Raw genomic sequence first — 21,298 nt, forward strand, 5'->3', positions numbered from 1 at the left:
TCTTATCTTTTTGGTCTCTATTTAGAGATAACAGATACCTTAAATTTTTAACTACTTGGCTACACCAAGAGATTAACTAACAAGAAATGATACTTTTTTACTTATTGATTTAGACTTGATAAATCGCTTTATTATTAACCTCACGATTTCCAATACTATACCAACTCCTGTAAATGACAGTCCAATTATTCTATAATTTGAGTTATAAAATATCTTATAATTTTCTAATATCACGATGGCGTTTCCTACTCCAAATACAATTGAATGTTGTTCTAGATTTTCCTCACCTTTATTTATTAAATTAAATGTATTATTACGATGAATTATGAGAAAGCTCCCATTATTAACAATTACTCTGCCTATCTCATACCATGACGGAACCATAACCATACCGTTTCCGTTGATATGTACCGTAGTGCTTAGAGGAAAAGTAACCTCTCCTAGAGCTACTATTAGGATTCCCAAAGAAATTAGGTATAATCCTAGTCTCATTATATTGACACCTTTTTGAAAAGGTAATACGCCAAGTAAATTAACACAATGTCAATTGGCAAAAGGTAATTAAATACGCCTATGTACCCAGTTAATTCTATTCCTAATAAGATCAAGATTATCACTATACCTGTAAAAAAGCTTCTAAAAGGTCTCTTAATTAATATTGTGAATATGTAAGAAGTGTTACAAATGAATAGATATTGCGAAAGGAAGCTGTTTATCCATATTAAAGGTGGATTAAATGAAGCTAAACTAAATACCAATTCGGAGGCTAAGATAAATATTATTCCAATCAGCAAAACGTCTACGAAGTAAGAGAGGAAGAATACTTCTCTTCTACTTCTCATCTGTAAAAAGGAGATTATAGTCCCATCATAAAGATCTTGTCCAATTCCTAAACTTATGTTCTTTATGACTAGTGTTGCCAATATGATTCCGATTGTCCATATGATTATGTTAAATATTTCTAGTTGGTCTCCATCTATTACGCTTCTAGTTTGAGGATGAAAGAAATTGTAAGAAGCAACTATACCTACGCCCAAAGCAAACTCTAACTCGACATAGGAAAGCAATCCGTACTGGCCATATCTATGCTTAATTAGAAGATTTATTATTCCCATCCTGTCTCGCCTTTTATACTTTTATCTATAATAGAATTTCTTATGTAGAATATTCTTACTCCAGCAGAAGTTAATTTTCTTATAATTTTTGGTAGATCTCCCCTAATTTTTATCTGATTTCCTATAACTTCTATGTATTTATCATCTAACACTTTAAGAGCTCTGCTTACATTATCAACAACTATGTAAAATTCTTCTAGAAAATCATTTCGTAATATTTTATTTACTTCACCAAAGAATTTGAGTACTCCGTTACTTATCGCGAGAACGTGAGTTGAGAAGCCTAGAAGTTCTGCAGGGATATGAGAAGCAATGAGTACAGTTAATCCCATCTTTTCCCTTAAGAGCGTGAAGATATTATAAACTTGATATCGCGAAGTGATATCCAAGTTTGCTGTAGGTTCATCAGCTACTATTACCTCAGGGTTTTTCATTAACGCGAAAACTATTTGTAACTTTTGCTTGGTCCCAGTTGATAATTCCCTTACCTTATTTTTCATGAAGTGAAGTAAGTTAAATTCCTCCAATAACCTTTTAGCATCGTCAACAGAATAATTGAACTCCTCAGAAACTTCTTTAATTATATCAGATACAGTTAAATATGGTGGGAGATACGGTTTATCCAAGATTACTGCTACTTTTCTTGGTAGCTTATTGCTATTCCAAGGATCTTCTCCTAAAACGCTTAAACTACCCGAGGTTCTATTTATAAGACCAGAAATTATTTTAAGGAGCGTGGATTTACCTGCACCGTTAGGACCCATAACTAAAGTTATACTTCTATCTTCTATTGAAAATGTAAGACCGTGAAGCACTTCAATGTCTCCATATCTCTTTGTAAGATTATTAGCTTCAATAACTGACATTCTTATGTGCTTATTTTCTTACGAGTTAAAAAACTTCTCAAAAGTAGTTGCTTTGGGGGTTTTCAGAAATCTACCCTACTTTTTGTATTCTCTCCATAGTAATGATGCTATATTAAACTACGATAGTTCAAGTATCCCCCACAAGAGCAAAAAATAGCCACTTAATTTTTACTTTAGCGTTATTCTCCAACATTAAGAAAAAATTGTACACCAACTAAACTACCAACATAGTAGCTTTAGATAAATAGTCGTTAATCTACTAATGATTCCTCAGCCAGAAATAGCCTAATAATAAAAGAAAAGTTGATATTAGGCAATAAATATATCTGTCATATACTATCAAGTTAGTTATATATAGGGCAAGAATTATAGAATAGTATATCATATTCTTACTACCTAAAGGAGAAAGTCCGTATATGCCTAAAGAGAAAGTAAAGGAACCTATGGAGTAGGGTATAATCAAATTGATTGTATAGTAGTTTACATTACCCATTACCGTTACTAGAAATAAATAAAATGGTAAAGTGGATAAGCCTATAATCAACGGGATCTCAGCTATAAGTTTAGCTAGATAAACCTTTGCTAATCCTACTAACCTTATAATTTCCTTTAACTCTCCTCTAGGAAAAGAGGATAGCAAGAAGTAGCTTACAAAATCGATTAAGGCAAAATTAGATGATAAAAGAAGAATGAGATACATCTTTAAGGAATCAATTAAGTTACTGTTATTATTATAATATTCTAATGTTAAAGGGTTAGGAGATGTAACGTTATCTGAATTCACCACGAAAATTGAGGTATTTGAGTCTATTTGCATTCCGTTAATGTAATTCCTTAGGGAATAGGGATTTAAGGCGACGAAAGTCTTTCCTTTAACACTTATAATTGAGAGATTTTGACTTGATAATAGTTTTAAATAAAGGGTTCCATAAGCGAATGTAGTAAATGGCCTCGATATTATGCTGAAATTTAGATTTCCCTCTGACGAATCTATTACAATGTTTATTTTGTTGATACTTTCATATGTGATAGGCAAGCATAATGAAAAGGAACCATTGTTCGTCTTTGTGGTTACTCGAGAATCTTCATAAATAGCCTTCACAGTAGAGCTTATTCCTTTGCCTTGAAAGTCAAAAACGTAACCCGTTACCTTTATTCCGTTTGTAGAATATTCTACGATACCAATAACATTAGCTGATCTAGTTGAAAATTGACCTATTACATATGCTGAAGCTAACGCTATTAGAATTACATACAAATATATTAATGTCCTTTTAAACTCCTGCGTAAAAGTATAGGAAAACTTCATCTGGCGTCACCCTTATAACTTCGTAATTGATACCTTTCTGATTCAAATCCTTCTCAACGCTATTTTCTTTCTCTTTCTCCCAAATTTCCTCATCCTTAAACCTTATTATTTTATATTCTAATTCCTCTTTAACACCGTCGAAGACTATTTTACCCCTTGAGATTATTATGACCCTATCAATTAAATCCCATATATCCTTAAGGTTATGATGTGCTAAGATAATACCCCCTTTAAAATTCTTTATCAAGTGCCTAGTTGAAGATGAAATAGGAGATAAGTCGTCAACTAAGAGATAGGTTGGAGAAAAGGGTAAAGAAAGCGCAAAGGACAATCTCTTTTTCTCGTCTAACGATAAGTCTTTAACTTTCTTATTGCCATCTAGTCCTACTAACTCTAGGTAATCGTAACGCCTTGTGATATAACTCATGACATCCTTTACCCTAATTGTTGGTATGAACCTAGGTACCTGAGGCATATATGCGATTTTTCGTTTATCGGCTAAGGATATCTCACCATAAGTTGGCTTCATTTTGCCAGCTAAAATCTCCATTAAGACGGTCTTTCCAGAATTATGAATACCTACAATTCCAACTCTCTCATTCCCCTTTATTTCAAAACTAACACTATTAATTATCACATTATCATGAATAACTTTAGTTACATTAACTACCCTAAGCACATAAATCACTCCTTTTAAAGGCATATATATTCGTATTCGAGAGAAATTGAAGAAAATCGTAGATTAGTTAATGTTAATATAGCCATAGAGCCATTATGACGAAAATTAATATAGCCCTATTATCTCTCGTGTACCTCAACATTCTGTTTGCAATTAAATTAAGAAAATATCTCTAGTTGATTCAGAAATAATTCTTACAAAAGTATTCAAAAATGCCATCTAATATTGCCATTTTATAATCTTTCCGTACTAATCAACATACAAAAGATAGAAATCTAAAGCAATACACAACTTTAATTCTTTTAAATTCAAATCCTACTATATTCTGTAATGATAAAAAGCTATACTATCCTGCTCTCACATGAGGATTGGAGTCTTTATACTGAGAGGTTTAATGAAGAAGAGTTATATGTAAAAGTAAATAAGAGGATTCCCTCACTTGATGGACTTACTGAAAACGTCATGGGAATAATTTACGCCAAGGATAAGGATCTCTTTAAACAAATAGTTAAGATACTAAGTAGAAATAAGATGATAGTTGACTTTAAACTAGTTGACGAATACAAAAACAAAACGGGTATTAGAGCAATTTATACTTCTGTGGAGAGCCTTAGGGGAAGAATTGCTGAAAAACTTCTGAAAAACTGTAAAATTTTTAGCATGTCAGAGACAATATATAATGGAATTGAAAGATGGAATATAATAGCCGAATCCGAAGATTTCACTAAAATAATACCGGAAATAAGGGAACTTACCTATGAATTTAAAGTCATTGAGGAATCTTCAGACCCTCTTCTGTCTGTTAGGGAGGAATTAACACCAAAAGAACTTGCAGTATTAAAACTAGCCGTAAGTAAGGGATATTTTGAAACTCCAAAAAGAATAGGTTTAGAGGAATTAGCAAAGGAATTAGGAGTCTCAAAACCAGCAATAATGCAGATCCTAAGAAAGGCAGTAGCAAAAATAGCAGAGAAAACTATGAAAGAAATCTAGAAAATTTAATCATAAACATTCTATGACTGAATATTTCTTAAAGAGAGCTCAAGATACCTAATCCTATCATGAATACCCCTAGAAATAGTAATGATAATCTTCCTGCTCTAGTTAAAACGCCAAAATCGCCGTGGAAAACTGTTTTCTTTTTACCATAAAGTTCTTATATGTTGTGAACAAAATCCCTTTACAATACTTACACCAAAATAAGAAAGACTAGAAATATCATACGAACAAAACCTTAACAAGAGTAATGGAAAAAAAGAAAAGGGGTATTAGTAGTAATAACACCAGTAAAAAGATTAGACAAAAACTAAATCTCACTAGCAATACTTTCATCCCACTCTCTGAGAATTATATAACACATGAGAAATCACAAGAACAAAAAGAAATAAAGTGAGAAGACATGCAAAAGAACTTAAGAATCAAAACATTCCAACCAGAAACACAATACCTACACCTAACATACACAATAAAAAACAGTGAGAGGAAGAAAAGCAAAGAGTTAATACAAGCATACAAAGAACTACTAAACAAAGGAATAAAATACGTGTTCTCAAGGATAGTAATAAGAAAGGAGAAAAAGAGGGTTAAAGTATCCCTACCAAAAAAGAAAGACGTGTATAAAGAACTAAGAGAACACTTGATGAAGCAAAATAAACACAACCTAGCAAAACACTACGTTGATCAAGCAATACACGACGTGTATTCAATCCTAGAATCATGGAGAAGAAGATTCGAAAAAGGAAAAGCTGAACTAAAACCACCACTAGTAAAGAAAGCCTACGTAAGAGTAAAAACAACACTAAGAAAAATTATAGGAAAAAGCGTAAGGATAACAGTCAAACCTCACGAATACATCACATACTCTTGGAATAAAACGTGGTTCTCAAAAAGAGTTAATGACTTTGAACTAACAGAACCAATAATAAAGGAGGATAAAGTGCATTTAGTCTTCAGAAAAGAATTACCAACTATTACACCCCTTGAGATTGTTGCCTTTGACTCAAACCTATTCTCTCTAGATGGTTATGATGGTGAGAAGTTCGTAACAATTTCATTGAAACAACTTTATTCCTTGAAGTATGGTATGCAAAGGAAGAGGAGTAAGGTTCAGTCTCTAGCTTCTAAGAAGTTTAGGGTTGGGAAGAGGTTGTTGGGTAAGTACTCTTATCGTGAGAGGAATAGGGTTAATGATTTGATTCACAAATTGGCTAATCTTATTCTTAGTCTTTACAATAATCACGTCCTAGTTTTTGAAAAGCTTAACAAACAAGAGATGTTTGAGGATGCTGGTGATTCTTTATCAAGGAAATTGTCAAGGACTGTTTGGGGTAGGTTGTTGAGTGTGTTGAAGTATAAGGCTTCGTTGTATAATTGTAGGGTTGTTGAGGTGAACCCACGTTTTACATCTAGGTCTTGCCCCAGATGTGGATGGGTTAATTCCCGAATGGTTGGCAAGACCTTTAAGTGTGTAAAGTGTGGGTTCACGCTTGATAGGCAATTTAATGCATCTCTTAACATTTTCAAGAAGTACTTGAGTAGGTTTAACTTCAAGATGTGGGGGTTTTCTCACCCTTTTAGGGTGAGTGGGGTTATCCCCCTAATGGGACGGAGAGGGATGAACATTCGTGACCTCGGTGAAATCCAAGGGTTGAAAATTGAATACAAAATATATGAAATTCAATGAGACCCAAACCCCTACTATAATATCAACTATAGGATCTAAACTATAATTTCTGAAATATGATAACAATTGGCCAGTTAAGGCACTTAAAATAGACCATACCAGTGTTAAAGCACCAGCAAATACAGTGGTTGAAATAAATGCTCCTTTAATGTTCTTTTGCATTATCCCATAAGATACAGTAATTGGCCAGGTGTGTTCATCAGGCTTAATTCCATGTATAGCACCTATTATAAATATAGCTAATGGCCAATAAATACCTAAAATTAGAAGAATTTCTCGAGCCACAGGTTCCAATATGTCTGGTAACGAGAGAATTGCAATGGCAATAGCACTTGACAACGAAAGGGCAATCATTAATTCTCTTTTTTCCATTGATATTAGGGTTACCCTAAAGTATTTAAATTTTATGCATATTCTGTAGCGTATGAGCAGTACGATTTTGTCTTTGTTCTTTTTATTCAATGCAGTGAATTTATCCCAACTTCATTTATAAATGCCTCAATATTGTCCCTTTTAAATGGGATAAACTACTCCTCTCTCTCATTTTCCTAATAGTCTTGAAGGATTTGCTTAAATCAATCGTAATTCTTCTGTATTAAACGTTTGAGCTATTTGTTGAGTCCATAAAAATTATTCTTCCTAAGTTATAACTCATAATCCATATCGGCTTAAAAATGAAAATAAGTTAAATTTTATTTAATACTTGATATATTCTGAGACTTGTAAAATATTATTGCATTTTAGCTAAAATGAAGTTTTAATTGTAATATATTTAAAAAATATTAAGTTTATAAATAAATAAAGATAGAAAGATTGCTTATCGCCTTCTTAAGAGAACCACCACAGCCACAATTATTATAACGATGACTATTACCGCAATTATTATGTATAGTAAGTTATTAGAAGAAGATGAGGAACTCGAAGTTGATAATGACGAACTGCTTAACAGCGAAGATGAAGAGGTTGATAATGTAGTAGAGGAAGATGTAGAAGTTGTAGTTGTGGGCTGTTGTGCTGAATACAAAATATAATATGTGGTAACGGGATCATCAAATATCACCAACTTTCCATTCAGTATGAAGTAATTTGAGGAGTTTAACTTAACTAGCGTTCCATTAATATCCTTATACACTCCAACTATGGAACCATTATTAATTACGCTAACGTTAAATACGATATAGGTTGAAGTGACATTTACCAATACTTCTTGGGCTACATGAATATTTCCATTAACGTTTAAATGTGTAATATTAACTAATGTAGGACGCTCAACTGCAACGTTATATGTCTCGTTATTATCTGTTAATAAAGCGAACCTAACAGTAGAATTTACGGATATCTCAACTAGTATACCTTTATGGGCGTGAACAAAAACCACATGAGACACGTTAACGATGCCCGTTGAAGATAGATTGCCTTCTTCGTTAGCTGTGAGTATGACTGGTACTCCGTTAATATAAACATATCCCATAAAATTAGAGTGAATTGGTTTCACACCATTAACTTCAACTATCTTAAGCTCTGTGAACGCTATATTGATATTTGAACTTAATTTACCTAGCCCATTATTAATAACTCCAAATATGCTTGACACATGTACATATCCTAAAACAGTTCCGTTTTCGCCATAGAACTCTATTGTCTCAAAATTAGCTCTAATATTGCCCTTCCCAGCCATTATTGGGATTAGACCTTCTCCTTTCCATACTAAGGCAGGCGTTAAGGTACCATTAAAGTAGGCTGTTGTAACTATATAGCCGTTTGCAGTTATGTTATTCTCTGATCCATTATAATTAATATTAACCAGTAGTGGAGAGTATCTTCTGGGCAATTGAGCTGTTACAGTTAATTCACCAATACTCTCTGTTTTTATATTGACTGAACTCACGCTAAGTAAGTATAGATTTATGTGCTCGCTTACAGTTGTATTCTGTCTAACATTAAATGTCTCATTAACTATCGTGGAACCGTTTGCAAATTGTAGTAAAACTTTACCACTACCGTTAATATATGCGTAGGAGTGAATTTCGGTAGTGTTAAAACCAGCCCAAATTAGCTCTGAGGTATTTGCAGTATTGACAATGACTCTTATCAAATTAGGTATATTACTTTTTATAAAAATGGTATTATTTAGATATGCTGAAATGTTTATATATCCTTCCTCATTTTTAGGTGTAGATGAAAATGTCAATATATAGGTTGTTTCATTATAATTATCAACTTTGAATTCCTTTCCTTGAGTAATCGTGGTATTATATATAGCTGAACTTACAGTGTAAATCACAGTATTTGTATTTAAAGGACCAACTCCAATACTATTTGATCTATATACGCTGTCATACCTAGCATAATACACATGAATTACCGGACTTGTATCCGCAGAAATTGAGATTACTGAGGAGATTGAGATTATTATTAGTAGTAGAGGCAAAATGTTGAGCCATCTCATGTGATATCATTGGCCGTTTCGACTATATAAGGGTTTGTAGTTTCACTTAGCTGAAACACTAGTTTTAAAGAAAATTATGTCATTTTTAATGTAAAATTTTAAAAACTACTTATATTTCAAAAATGTTGATATTCTAGCTATATCACTAAAGGAAACTAATATTAAATCATCCGTACTTCCATTATCTTCATGATGATCATTAGATTTAGCTATAAATTTAAAGTAAATACCGCTATCATTAAGTATTTGCTGAGGAGTTAGATTCTGATAACTCTTACCGTAAATATAAGCAATTATTTTAACGTTATCCTCATTTATTGTCACATTCGAATAAGTTTGATTAAGATTTAATGAAACAACTTGACCATCTTCGAAATATAGAATAACATATAATTGCGCAAATTCTACACTGGGCTTAATCCCAACAAGGTATATGCCATGTTCTTTAACATGAATTTTAAATTCAGCCTTAAATGAGAAAGAGTACGTTTTACTTGTCGTAGTAGTATTTAAAATAGTAGCATTCTTCGTACTTGCAGAAGTTGAAGATGGAGAAACGATTTGCACTGTAGAAACGTTTATCGGAACTCCTCCTATGGGTTGACTAGATCTATGTAGAGCATAGTATAATTCTATACCTAAAACTACATTTACAATAAGCGTAACTATTACTAACCCGGCTAAAAGCGTCAGCCTATTCACATCCTAATATTTGTTGATAATCTCATATAAACATTAGTTCCATGAAACAGTGAAACGGTAAGCTAATAAGTTAGTTAAAGTTAGATTAGTTTGATGAAACTTTTACTACTATTACTATTATTGCCCTTATTATTAGCCTTAATGCCCATTATCATACACGCTTCCACTTTGAATATTTATTATAATGGCACCGTTGAAGCCGAAATTAACAGCAACGATAGACAGTTCTTCTTAATAGGATATAACATAACTGATCTTAAGGTAATAGGTGCGAGATATAATATCACTGGTAACACGTTGTACCTAAATCCTATTAACAGTACAGTTTACATTTACTATAAAAGTGAATTGTCTAAGGGTGTTATTCAAGTAAACGAACCGTATAATTTAACTATTAACCTATATTTACCTCTTAACTCATCAATAAATTATATTTCTACTCAGCCGTATAGCTTTAGTACAGTTAATGGTCTATATAATATTACATTCGTAAATGTAAGTAAAGTTACATTACTTTACGCATCTTCACATGTTATCTTAGCTCAAAATGAATTTGGTCTTCCAGCAATAATAGGTGGATTAGTAGGAAGCGATGCTGTTTTAGCCACGTTAATCTTGCTTTTGTGGAAAAGAAGGAGAAAGGAGGAAGTGGAAATTATGAAGGATGAGGAAGGCGTAGATTTGGTAACTGACAAATTGGATGAAAGAGATGCAATAGTATTGGAAGCCATAAAGATGGGTACTAATACTTTAGCAGATATTGTAAGACAAACGGGATTGCCTAAATCAACTGCATATAGAAGAGTTAAGAAATTAGTGAAATTAGGGTATATAGAAGAGATAAGGGAAGAAGGTAAGGTAAGATATATTATCAAGAGCGATAACAAATAGTAGTTGTTTCACTGTTTCGGAACGTCTTCCTTAAAAGGAAGGAATTGCCAAAGAAAGTTTAGGTGAAAAGTTGAACAAGCTAATATTGCTAGGTATAGTGTTAAGTACATTAATGATAGGTGGGGTAGTTGTCGGTGAAGAGATAAGCGGAGCATTAGGAACAATAAGCTATAATGTTGTTTCACCATCAATACAGACGACCTTAGCGTCGTTTAATCTGGGAAATATTACAGCCGGTCAGAAGGGAACTTTAACTGAAAATTCTACACTAACCGTATCTACCAATGGAACCTATACTGTGGAATTGAAAGAAGATGTCTTGGAAGGAGTATTTTCAGAGTTCAACGTAACTATACATATGGCTAATTATACTTTCACACTGTCCCTTCATGGAAAAGATCAATATACCTTATATCTCAACAAAGGAACTTATGTGGTTAACATAAAAATATCTTACATAGTATCTCAGAACCCTGAGCCTAAATCGGTTAGTAACATTCCGTTCTTGATAGTGAAATATGGAGGAGAACAAGGCCAAGTCCAGGTTACGGACCATGGAAAGAAAAAACATCACAAGGATGATAACGAAGATAGTAATGAGAACGATGACTGATGTTAGTTTAAAGAAAGAAAAAATATTAAGTTAACAGAATTTTTTATTTATCATTATTTTAAATCACTTCTTCTTTTCGCTTCCTATGTTTGAAATCAGAAAGGACCCAGTTCTTCACCACTCAGAGAGAGAGACGTCACATCATACATTATATTTTTCTCTTAAATAGTCTAACAACCTAGAAGGATTGTAAACTTCTCCAAATGACCTCATCTGTAACTCCTTAGGTGAATATATAGCTCCATATTTATGAATTTTCTCCCTTAGCCAGTTCTTAATACCATCTATGTTATTCACGTTAAATGCCATATCCTTCTTTATATGATAGTATACCATACCAGCGATTATATTTCCTAAGGTATAACTAGGGAAGTAACCAAATGAGCCTTGACTCCAATGTACGTCTTGTAATACTCCTTCGCCATCGTTTCTAGGTCTTATATTAAGATATTTATCCATTAGATCATTAAAAATTGATGGAAATTCGCTTACATCCAGACTTCCCTCTATTACCCTTTTCTCAATTTCGTATCTTATTGCTATATGAAAGTTATATGTAACTTCATCCGCATCTACTCTTATTGGTTGTCTCTTAACCCCATTAACATAATAATAAACGTCGTCTACAGGGTCTTTAACGTTTAGATAAGGATATATAGCCTTAATGAAATCATAGCTTCTGCCTACGATGTTCTCCCAAAATCTAGATTGAGATTCATGGAAACCCATTGAAGGAGCTTTAGCTAATGGAGTATATTCTAAACTGGGATCAATTTGTAATTCATATATTGCATGACCGCTTTCATGAATTAGAGAATAAAGTACTCTCTTAAAATCGTAACCCTCATACCTAACTGTTATCCTCACGTCATCTCTACTCATTGAGGTAGTAAATGGGTGAGGAGACACATCTATCCTAAACCTATCCTTAGGCATGTTCAATACTTCATAAGCTATTTTCTCTACAACTTTACTCATTTGAGAAACATCGTACCTTTCATCTTCAAAGTGATATTTCCTAGTAAAGTTATCATTAACCTTTTCCAATACTTTAGATAAGCCGGGTAATAATTCATTAAATATTCTATCCGCATCTGTCACAGTAAATCCTTCTTCATATAAATCTAATAATGCACTATATGGATGATCCCTATAACCAAGTCTTTGAGCAATTTCCCTAGTAATATCAACTATCTGCTCTAAATAAGGCTTAAAAGCATTAAAATCCCCCTTAGCCTTGGCATTCCTCCAGACTACAGTAGCTTCAGACGATATTCTGTAAAGTTTCATATCTAATTCTTCTGGGACTGCATCATAATACTTATATTCTCTTTCTAATACTCTCTTTAGCCCTTTTTCTATCTCATTTTTAGGCTATAATTTTTCTATTTCGCTCCTTATGTCTAACAGTAATTTTCTCTTTAACTTACTTAATCTTGCTATTGCCTCACCTCTGGCTTTAATTCCTGCCTGAGGCATGTAAGTTTGAATATCCCAATCAAGTAGGCTTATTGCGTGCTCAATTGCTCTAATATCCTCATACATAAAAAGAAAAAGCAAACTAACAATAAAAAATTAAGCTGGTCTCGTTACTGCTCCCATAGAAGCTTGTGAGACTAAGGATGCATATTTAGCTAATAAGCCAGATTTATATCTAGGTGGTGGAGGAGACCATCTCTTTAACCTATTCTTTATTTCCTCTTCTGGCAGTTTTAAGTCAAGTCTCTCGTTTTCAACGTCAATAACTATGGTATCGCCATCTTCAACTACCGCAATAGGACCTCCTACCATCGCTTCTGGGGCAACGTGCCCAACCATGGGACCTCTGGTAGCGCCAGAAAATCTACCATCAGTAACTAAGGCAACATTGTTGAGGCCTGCCCCCATAATTGCGGCAGTAACTCTCAACATTTCTGGCATACCAGGAGCGCCTTTTGGACCTTCATATCTTATAATTACCACTTCTCCCTCTTTGACTTCGTTATTTTGAATGCCCTTAAATGCGTCATCCTCAGAGTTGTAGACTTTTGCTTTGCCTTCAAATTTAACTAAATTCGTGGCTGCTACTTTTATTACTGCACCTTCTGGTGCCAATGATCCTTTAAGTATAACTATTCCTCCTCTAGGTTTAATTGGATTTGACACATCTCTAACTATGTGGTTATGAGGGACGTTAGGATACTTATATTCCATAAGGTTCTGCTTCATGGTTTTTCCAGTTACTGTCAATACATCACCGTGAAGAAGCCCAGCATCTAACAATTTCTTTAATACTACTGGGACTCCACCGACTTCATCCAAATCAGCCATTACGTAATCTCCACCGGGCTTCATACTAGCGATATATGGTGTTCTTTTAGATATTCTGTTGAAGTCATCTAAAGTTAACTTAACTCCCGCTTCGTATGCTATCGCTAATAAATGTAGTACGACGTTAGTAGAACCACCCATTGCCATTAATGTTGTTATAGCGTTCTCAAATGCTTCATAGGTTAAAATATCCCTCGCTTTTATACCATTCTCAATTAAATTACCTAAGGCCTTTCCAGTCTCTCTCACATACATAACCCTTCTTGATGAAGTTGCAGTAGGTGAAGCGCTTCCAGGTAATGCAATTCCTAATGCTTCAGACATTGAGGCCATAGTGTTTGCTGTAAATAATCCGGAACATGTACCCAACGTAGGATGTGCTCTTTTCTCTATTTCATATAAGTCATTTTCACTAATTTTTTTGGCTAAATATGCGCCTATTGCTTCGTGTACGTCTTCGATGGTTAGTCTTCTTCCCATAAAGTAGCCTGGTTCAGCAGAACCACCATAAACGTAAATTGAGGGAACATTAAGTCTAGCCATTGCCATTAAAATGCCTGGAGTTGTCTTATCACAACCTCCTATGCCTACTAATCCATCAAATGCGTGAGCATTAAATTGAGCTTCAACCATATCAGCTATTAAATCTCTACTGACCAAACTGTATCTCATACCCTCAGATCCCATACCAATATTGTCATTTACTACCATTGTCGGAAACGCTAATGGAGATAATCCAGCTTCTTTTGCACCTTCCTTTGCAACTCTAGCTAGCGCTAATGTGTGAAAATTACAAGGTCCCGCCTCGCTCCAAGCAGTAGCTATAGCAACTAATGGTTTGTTTATTTCCTCATCTGTTAACCCAACTGATCTCAAAAACGCCCTGTGAGGAGCATTATATATTCCATGGTATCTTGATGGACTATTTAATTTAGCTGGCATATTAAGAAATAGGATAGCGAGATTAATAAGCAATATATCATACAAGTTAAGTATGATCTTATATTCTATGAATAAAAGGACGAGAGTTTTTAAATCCCTGTCTATGATAGGAATTACTCTGTATCGCTTAAGTATTTCTATCATGTAGCCAAGAAGTTAAAAAATTCCAAACCAATGCAATTTCTTTTTTATAAATATTCTGAGAGACTTCATATAGTATTAAGGTTATAATAGTTGTGAAAGTTATAGAAATAAATAACTTACATCCTAATGAAGACATTAAGAATGTGATCAGCAATTTTATTTTTTATAAAATTTATTAAATGAATGAACAAAAATTATATTTAATCATTATTCTCATTAAATATTAAATCTACTTCTAGTTTAATGTTTTATAAAGAGATCATAGATTTTCCAACTTTTTGTTTAATAAAAATTGTAGGATATGCATAAGGTATACTAAGGAAACTTCTTATACTTTCTATACTATAATTATCATATGGTAGAAGTGATCAAGGTTAGTAAGGAAATTAAAGAAGAATTAATGAAAATTGCTGGTAAGCTACAGATGGAAAGTGGAAAGAAAGTGAGTTTAAACGACGCAATTAACTTTCTTATACAATATTATAATAATAGGAGTGAAAACGGAACGTACAAAGTAGGTAAATCATTGTCAAGTCTAATCACCGATCTAGGTAAGCTTAATCCAGAGGATATTGATAAGGTTATCTATGGGTGAAAACACTGATCCTTTTGGATACTTCATTCCTTTTTTCTTACTTAAGTTCAACAGATCCAAACCACAGTAAAGCTTTAGAAATAATGAATGAAATTGATGAAGGAAAATATGGTAAGCCGTTCATTACAGATTACATTTTTGATGAGATTGTTACACTCTTAATGATAAGGAAAAATAAGGAGTACGCGATACAAGTCGGAGTTACGTTATTTAATCTTATTAAAGAGAACTCCCTAGCCCTTTACAAGATAGACGAGAAGAAATTTCAGACTGCGTGGGATTGTTTTACGAAATATAAGGCATTGAGTTTTACTGACTGTACATCATTTACGATTTTACGCTCATTAAATGAGAAATATATTGCGTCGTTTGATAGGGGTTTTGATCAATTAGGATTAATTAGAGTTAGTTAGTACAAAGACGTTACATGCTATTGCCTCTAACGACATAACTAATTCTCACTATGGATTAGTAGGAGACCTACTCGTTTTTATCCCCTATTTTGGCTATAAAGCGCTGATAGCTTTACAATTTTCATTTTTTGTGTTACTCTTCTGTTATACAGTATTCACATAGGTAAAAATTTAAGGGATCTTTAATATCTTCATAGAGTTTAAAAGGGAAAGGTTTACACAAGATAAGGGATGGAAGCAAATGTAAAAGTTGTATAAATAATTTGTATCTTCATGACAACGCTATGCTTTTAAACTCACAACAAAGAATAAAAATTTAGTGAAACAAATGTTTGAAAGCCCTAATGATTTGATTATTTTGCTTGTGGTTATTGCTGTACTTTTCTTTGGCTCATCTAAAATTCCAGAGCTTTTCAGATCTTTGGGGAGAGCTATGGGAGAATTCAAAAAGGGTAGAATGGAAGCTGAAATGGAAATGCAACAAATGATGCTTAGTCAAGAGCAGAAGAAAGGAGAAAATATTGAAGAGTTAGAAAAAAGAATAGCAGAGTTACAAAAACAACTAGAGGAACTTAAACAAACAAAGAAAGCTTGAGGTTACAATAGTCTGGCTGAGAGGAAAAAACAAACTGAGAGTAAGGAAACAGTTTTTGAGGAGAAACCTTTCTTAGAGCATTTAAGAGAATTAGCTCAAAGGCTGAGAAGAATTATTATAGCTCTGGGGATTTCGTTCTTATTTTATTTCATGATAGGATACGAATGGATTACTATAGATCCAGTAAAAATTCCATTAATTGGACTTAGTATTACAAAATTCCCATACCTTATCCTTCACTATATGATAGCATCGCGGTAAAAGTCACTCGATTTATGATTTATCATGAACTGCCTACCGATACCAAGATAATTATAATTAACTTGTTTGATCCACTATATGCTTCACTGTACGTTTCGTTTTATTTGTCTTTATTGACATCTCTTCCAATAATTATCAGAGAAACTTGGGCCTTTTTAGCACCAGGTTTATATGAAAACGAGAAAAAGGTATTTAAGCTAACCGTAATCCCAGCTTTCATGCTTTTTATAGCAGGATCTCTATTTGCATTCTTTGTCTTAATTCCCTTGATGTTTAGGATGATATCATTATATACACAAGCTTTAGGACCATCAGTGGAACCCACAATAAGTTTAAGTTCATTTATTTCAACAGTTTTCTTGCTGATGGGGTCATTAGGATTATCGTTTGAAATGCCATTAATAATGATCGGTTTGACTTATTTGGGAATAGTTAAGGCTAATACGTGGAGAATCTATTGGAGATGGGGAGTATTAGATTCATTTATTATAGCATGGATAATATCTCCGGGTACTACTGGAGGTGTAATGGAGACAATAATTGGTCTATCACTATCTAGTTTATATTTTCTAGGAATGGGAATCTCATATGCAATAGAAAATAGAAGAAATAAAAGTAAATGAGTATTTATATTAGATATCGTTACAGATAACGTTATTATCTAACGATACTTAATTTATTTATGGAAACGTTAAGAGAAATATTTAGTTCAGATCTTAGTGAATATTGGAACGAGGCTAAAGAAATAAACGATAGAATAAAGAGAACTTTAGGACCAAGTTTTCCATATGCATTAAGTGAAAGAAAGCGTTTCATACTCTACTCAGTAGTTAGGTATTATAATCCGGAAGTGGTAATTGAAACTGGTGTAGGACCAGGGGTTTCTTCTACCATTATTCTTTCCGCTTTAAATAAAGGTACCTTATATTCAATTGACGTAAGAGATACACTAGAAAACGGCAAGCCAGTTGGATTTCTGGTTCCTAATGAATTACGATCTAAGTGGAAATTATATATAGGAAAGAGCAAGGATGTATTACCTAATATTTTACGAGAAATCAAGAAGATAGATATATTCCTTCATGATAGTGAACATACGTTCGAAAATGTGATGTTTGAACTCAATATGGCATGGAATTATCTGAAAAGTGGAGGTATAATATTTATAGATAACATGGACTTCACGGAAGCACCCTATAAGTTTGTCAAAGAAAAAAACGTTAAATTATATAGATTATCCGATGAGGCCGGAGGATTTGGAATGATACTTAAAAAATAATTTTATTTTCTTCCCATTATAATTTTTCAAGATAATTATTTATCTATAATTTAGCAATGATAAAAATATGATCTTAAATAGACCTAAGATAGCAGGTTATATAGTACTGATAGGTGTATCACAATTTTTATTATTTATGGTAATTTCGGAAATTTTATATCCTAATTATTCAGTTAAGTATAATTATATAAGTGATCTAGGAGTTGGAAGAACTGCAATTATATTCAATACTTCTATTATCGTGATGGGAATCTTAGTAATAATAGCATCGCTAATGATAAGGGCATTTTACGCACCTCTAATTCTCCTAGTAGGGTTAGGTGCGTCATTAGTAGGTATATTTCCAGAGACCACTGGACTGCCACACTTAATTGCTTCTCTAATCGCTTTCCTATTTGGAGGTATAGGTGCAATTGTAACTTCAATAAGAAGAAATTATTTCTGGACGGTATTAGGAATTATAACGTTATCCGCTCTAATTTTGTTTATATCTAAGGAATATGGACCTCTAGGACCAGGTGGAATGGAAAGAATGATAGTATATCCGGAATTAATATGGGGGATAAGTTTCTCCACATACTTGATAAATAAGGTATAATGATATTAATATCGTATATTATTTTCATTTCTATGACATAAAACTCAATTATAAAACGTAGTAATTGATTTAATTTTTGTGTTGACTATTAAGTATCTTAAAGTAAAAATATAAACAAAGCAAGGTTTTTATTCTCTGAATAAGAGATGTAGAATTGAAATGAGTTTTAAACTTGAAGATATAAAAAGCATCCTAGAAAATCCATCAATGAAAGGATTCAGAGTCACTGTAAGAAAAGCCATCAATTTCTCTGAAAGTAACACCTTTCAATCAATATCTAAAACCACAGTAAAGGAAGGCATTAATTTCGAAGGAATGTGGATTAAGTGCTTCAAGGAAAGGCTGGAATGTGATGTAGTAACGGAAAAAGGAGAGCTATATATTATCAATTTGAAAGATAAGCTGATAGTAAAGTTGGAATATATTTAGATTTGAAGTTTACTTCCAATAATATGATATTTATTATCTGAAATTGAAATCTTAATCTTCACCTTATCCCCAATTTTCACATCGTCAGCAAAATTACAATATATTCTGAATCCCTCCTCTAGTTCAACAATCCCATATATGAAAGTCTCATTTTTTCTGAAAATCTTAGTCCATGAAAATACTTTCCCTACACCAGAGCTTTTTACTACCTCTAAATTCTTAGACCCACATTTAGGGCAAATATGCCTAATATAGAAGAATGCATAATTACAATTCCTGCATTTGAGATAGGGCAAATCCCCGCTCTGTACTATTTTATCGTAATTAGAGTAAATTTCCTCTAATCTCATTTTCTTTCACCTAATATCAATGACACAGAATGAGATCTGTTCCATCCTCCAATTCCATTTAGGAATATTACGTTTGCATCGCTAACCTGATGACCATTAGCCATGTTATTTAATTGAAGCAATGCCTCCTCCAAAATAACACCACCACTCATATAGGCAGGTTGACCAGTATTCAAACTACCACCACCAGTATTAATAGGAACATCACCCTTATATGTAGTATCATGTTTTTCGAAGAATAAACCGCCTTTGCCTTTTTCAGCGAGTCCTATATCTTCAACTTGTAACATAACTGTAATAGTAAATGAGTCGTACAACTCAAAAGCGTCTATTTTATTATTAACTAGACCTCTAGAACTTTCAATTGCAGGTGTGTATACAATATCATCCAACTCAGTAGGCATAAAGGGCCAATGAGCTTCACCATATCCCAAAATATCTATGTTCCTCAATGCTGACTTACTAGTTCTTTTACTCACTACGAAAACGTGAAATCCATCAATTGGGTAAACTATCTCCAATAACCTTAAAGGAGAAGAAACCATTGGCGAATTTAACACTTGTTCCACAGTTAACGGATCTTTAAAGATAGCTTTATCGTTCTGCATAGCATTAAATCTTTGCTTAACCGCTATTAAGGCCCTTTGTTCATCTGTACTACCAAAAAGATACTTATGCCTATTAGCAACCAAAGCGTAATCTGAAACTGGATTTAGATCATTAAGCCCCCTAAAAAGTTTATCATACGGCGTTAAATTAACGTCAGAGTACGCCCTATCTACAGAATCTACTGTCACTCCTTTACTTCTCAACTCTGAGGATTTGCCCCCTACAACACAGAGTACAGATTCTGCTTCACTCGCCTTAATTGCTTTATACGCCCTATATATCATACTTAAGGCTGACGCTCCCCCATAATCAAAGATTTGCGTAAATTTAGGTTTTATTCCAAGATACTGAGCTATTTGATTGGTAAAGAAATGGGAGTTTGCATACCCATCAAAGGTACCTGGTAAATAAGTTGCAAATAATCCATCTATTTCCTTCATTTCTAAACCTGCTATTTCCAATGCTTTGTTTGCGGTATCTCCTAGTAATTCAAATGTTGATCCATCATATTTTTTATAAAGATTACTGGCAAAACCGGTAATCATAATACCAAACCACCAGTAACTCCTATTACTTCGCCAGTTATGTATGATGCTTCTTCTGAAGCTAGGAATGCCACTAGATTAGCCACTTCCTCTGGCTTACCAACTCTTCCCATTGGTATTCTTTCCATAATTTTTTGTCTAACCTTTTCTGGAACAGCCCTAGTCATAGGTGTATCAATAAATCCTGGAGTTATTGCATTTACAGTAATATTGTATTTAGCGAGTTCTCTTGCCAAAGTCTTAGTAAAGCCTATTACTCCAGCTTTAGCTGCAGAATAATTAGCTTGCCCAATATTCCCTAACCAGCTCATTGAGGACATATTTATTATCCTTCCGTAATTTCTCTTTATCATACCATCAACAACTTGTTTGGTCATATTGAACATACTATATAAATCGACTTTTATCACCTCATCCCATTGCTCATAACTCATTTTCACGAAGAAAGCATCCCTATTTATTCCTGCGTTATTAACTAAAATATCTACATAATCTACTCCTAAAACTTCCGTAGCCTTTTGATAGAATTCTCTAGTCGAATTAAAGTCTGCAACGTTTACGTATAACGGTATCACCTTTGATCCAGTCTGAGAAGATATCTCATTAGCAACTACTTTAAGATCCTCTATTTTCAAATCACCTAAAATTACCGTAGACCCTAAGCTTGATAATCTAAACGCTATAGCTCTTCCTATCCCACTAGCTGCTCCAGTAACAATAGCAATCCTTCCACTTAAGTCACAAAATCTGGGCATACATGATAATGAAATGAGAAAGCTATTAAACCTTAAACTTTACACATATCGTAAACCGAACTTTCCGCTAAACTATAGATTCAATTGCCCAAATCTGCGTAAAAGGGTTGATGAATTTCTAGATTGTTTCTTAAAAATATCCTTATAAATTACCATGCTTATCCAT

20 protein-coding genes and 4 pseudogenes are annotated in these 21,298 nt (G+C 33.4%); 11 read left to right on the plus strand and 13 right to left on the minus strand.

Annotated elements, in window-relative coordinates:
- Positions 1-72 precede the first annotated feature (72 nt).
- From V6M85_RS09060 to V6M85_RS09080, 5 genes are all read right to left on the minus strand, one after another.
- Positions 73-492 carry a hypothetical protein gene (locus tag V6M85_RS09060; protein WP_338599010.1) on the minus strand — a complete coding sequence of 140 codons (420 nt, stop codon included), beginning with the start codon at positions 490-492 and terminating at the stop codon, positions 73-75.
- The gene (locus tag V6M85_RS09065) at positions 492-1,115 is read right to left on the minus strand and encodes a hypothetical protein (protein WP_338599013.1); all 624 of its coding nucleotides are present in this window, start codon (positions 1,113-1,115) and stop codon (positions 492-494) included. The genes V6M85_RS09060 and V6M85_RS09065 overlap by 1 nt, the downstream gene beginning before the upstream one ends.
- Positions 1,106-1,981 (minus strand): ABC transporter ATP-binding protein, encoded by an 876-nt coding sequence (locus V6M85_RS09070; protein ID WP_338599015.1) that lies wholly within the window; start codon positions 1,979-1,981, stop codon positions 1,106-1,108. The genes V6M85_RS09065 and V6M85_RS09070 overlap by 10 nt, the downstream gene beginning before the upstream one ends.
- Positions 1,982-2,240: 259 nt before the next feature.
- On the minus strand, positions 2,241-3,290 hold the full coding sequence (locus V6M85_RS09075; protein WP_338599017.1) for a hypothetical protein: 1,050 nt from the start codon (positions 3,288-3,290) through the stop codon (positions 2,241-2,243).
- Complete coding sequence (locus V6M85_RS09080) at positions 3,256-3,969, minus strand: ABC transporter ATP-binding protein (protein ID WP_338599020.1); 714 nt, start codon at positions 3,967-3,969, stop codon at positions 3,256-3,258. Before V6M85_RS09080 ends, V6M85_RS09075 begins: the two co-directional genes overlap by 35 nt.
- A gap of 330 nt (positions 3,970-4,299) precedes the next feature.
- Between V6M85_RS09080 and V6M85_RS09085 the strand changes: the two genes are divergently transcribed.
- Positions 4,300-4,962 (plus strand): helix-turn-helix domain-containing protein, encoded by a 663-nt coding sequence (locus tag V6M85_RS09085; protein WP_338599022.1) that lies wholly within the window; start codon positions 4,300-4,302, stop codon positions 4,960-4,962.
- A 406-nt stretch (positions 4,963-5,368) separates the two neighbouring features.
- Positions 5,369-6,652 (plus strand): transposase, encoded by a 1,284-nt coding sequence (locus V6M85_RS09090; protein WP_338599025.1) that lies wholly within the window; start codon positions 5,369-5,371, stop codon positions 6,650-6,652.
- On the opposite strand, the pseudogene V6M85_RS09095 reads toward V6M85_RS09090, so the two are convergent.
- The 3 genes and pseudogenes from V6M85_RS09095 to V6M85_RS09105 form a co-directional block, all read right to left on the minus strand.
- A pseudogene (locus V6M85_RS09095) lies at positions 6,638-7,024 on the minus strand (hypothetical protein); the annotation flags it as partial. The gene V6M85_RS09090 and the pseudogene V6M85_RS09095 sit on opposite strands and share 15 nt — an antisense overlap.
- Positions 7,025-7,469: 445 nt before the next feature.
- Positions 7,470-9,101 (minus strand): type VII secretion EssA family protein, encoded by a 1,632-nt coding sequence (locus tag V6M85_RS09100; RefSeq protein ID WP_338599027.1) that lies wholly within the window; start codon positions 9,099-9,101, stop codon positions 7,470-7,472.
- A 105-nt stretch (positions 9,102-9,206) separates the two neighbouring features.
- A pseudogene (locus V6M85_RS09105) lies at positions 9,207-9,824 on the minus strand (hypothetical protein).
- Between the two features lie 72 nt (positions 9,825-9,896).
- Between V6M85_RS09105 and V6M85_RS09110 the strand changes: the two are divergent.
- Both V6M85_RS09110 and V6M85_RS09115 read left to right on the plus strand, forming a co-directional pair.
- A complete protein-coding gene (locus tag V6M85_RS09110) occupies positions 9,897-10,694 on the plus strand; it encodes a helix-turn-helix transcriptional regulator (protein WP_338599030.1) in 798 nt (265 codons plus the stop codon).
- 70 nt (positions 10,695-10,764) lie between these two features.
- A complete protein-coding gene (locus V6M85_RS09115; RefSeq protein WP_338599033.1) occupies positions 10,765-11,307 on the plus strand; it encodes a hypothetical protein in 543 nt (180 codons plus the stop codon).
- A gap of 141 nt (positions 11,308-11,448) precedes the next feature.
- On the opposite strand, the pseudogene V6M85_RS09120 reads toward V6M85_RS09115, so the two are convergent.
- Both V6M85_RS09120 and ilvD read right to left on the minus strand, forming a co-directional pair.
- Positions 11,449-12,852, minus strand: a pseudogene (locus V6M85_RS09120) (carboxypeptidase M32).
- A 30-nt stretch (positions 12,853-12,882) separates the two neighbouring features.
- Entirely contained in the window at positions 12,883-14,559 is a 1,677-nt protein-coding gene (ilvD, locus tag V6M85_RS09125) for a dihydroxy-acid dehydratase (RefSeq protein ID WP_338599036.1), read from the minus strand.
- Between the two features lie 499 nt (positions 14,560-15,058).
- Here ilvD and V6M85_RS09130 point away from each other — a divergent pair, with 499 nt between their 5' ends.
- From V6M85_RS09130 to V6M85_RS09160, 7 genes and pseudogenes are all read left to right on the plus strand, one after another.
- A complete protein-coding gene (locus V6M85_RS09130; protein ID WP_338599039.1) occupies positions 15,059-15,298 on the plus strand; it encodes a hypothetical protein in 240 nt (79 codons plus the stop codon).
- Positions 15,295-15,711, plus strand: a complete 417-nt coding sequence (locus tag V6M85_RS09135; RefSeq protein WP_338599042.1) for a type II toxin-antitoxin system VapC family toxin — start codon at positions 15,295-15,297, stop codon at positions 15,709-15,711. The genes V6M85_RS09130 and V6M85_RS09135 overlap by 4 nt, the downstream gene beginning before the upstream one ends.
- A 328-nt stretch (positions 15,712-16,039) precedes the next feature.
- Complete coding sequence (tatA, locus tag V6M85_RS09140; RefSeq protein WP_338604716.1) at positions 16,040-16,306, plus strand: twin-arginine translocase TatA/TatE family subunit; 267 nt, start codon at positions 16,040-16,042, stop codon at positions 16,304-16,306.
- A 12-nt stretch (positions 16,307-16,318) separates the two neighbouring features.
- Positions 16,319-17,190 (plus strand): annotated as a pseudogene (gene tatC, locus V6M85_RS09145) (twin-arginine translocase subunit TatC).
- A gap of 59 nt (positions 17,191-17,249) precedes the next feature.
- Complete coding sequence (locus V6M85_RS09150) at positions 17,250-17,846, plus strand: class I SAM-dependent methyltransferase (protein ID WP_338599044.1); 597 nt, start codon at positions 17,250-17,252, stop codon at positions 17,844-17,846.
- 67 nt (positions 17,847-17,913) lie between these two features.
- Positions 17,914-18,444: a DUF998 domain-containing protein gene (locus tag V6M85_RS09155; protein WP_338599045.1), complete on the plus strand. Its 531-nt coding sequence runs from the start codon at positions 17,914-17,916 to the stop codon at positions 18,442-18,444.
- 159 nt (positions 18,445-18,603) lie between these two features.
- On the plus strand, positions 18,604-18,873 hold the full coding sequence (locus tag V6M85_RS09160; protein ID WP_338599048.1) for a hypothetical protein: 270 nt from the start codon (positions 18,604-18,606) through the stop codon (positions 18,871-18,873).
- Here V6M85_RS09160 and V6M85_RS09165 read toward each other — a convergent pair.
- The 3 genes from V6M85_RS09165 to fabG are packed head-to-tail and all read right to left on the minus strand — an operon-like array spanning position 18,870 to position 21,132.
- Positions 18,870-19,223: a Zn-ribbon domain-containing OB-fold protein gene (locus tag V6M85_RS09165; protein WP_338599051.1), complete on the minus strand. Its 354-nt coding sequence runs from the start codon at positions 19,221-19,223 to the stop codon at positions 18,870-18,872. The genes V6M85_RS09160 and V6M85_RS09165 overlap by 4 nt on opposite strands.
- Entirely contained in the window at positions 19,220-20,377 is a 1,158-nt protein-coding gene (locus tag V6M85_RS09170) for a thiolase family protein (RefSeq protein ID WP_338599054.1), read from the minus strand. The genes V6M85_RS09165 and V6M85_RS09170 overlap by 4 nt, the downstream gene beginning before the upstream one ends.
- Complete coding sequence (gene fabG, locus V6M85_RS09175; RefSeq protein ID WP_338599056.1) at positions 20,374-21,132, minus strand: 3-oxoacyl-ACP reductase FabG; 759 nt, start codon at positions 21,130-21,132, stop codon at positions 20,374-20,376. Before fabG ends, V6M85_RS09170 begins: the two co-directional genes overlap by 4 nt.
- Positions 21,133-21,298 lie beyond the last annotated feature (166 nt).

Origin of the sequence: Sulfolobus tengchongensis (assembly GCF_036967215.1) — an archaeon.
Lineage (GTDB): Archaea > Thermoproteota > Thermoprotei_A > Sulfolobales > Sulfolobaceae > Saccharolobus > Saccharolobus tengchongensis_A.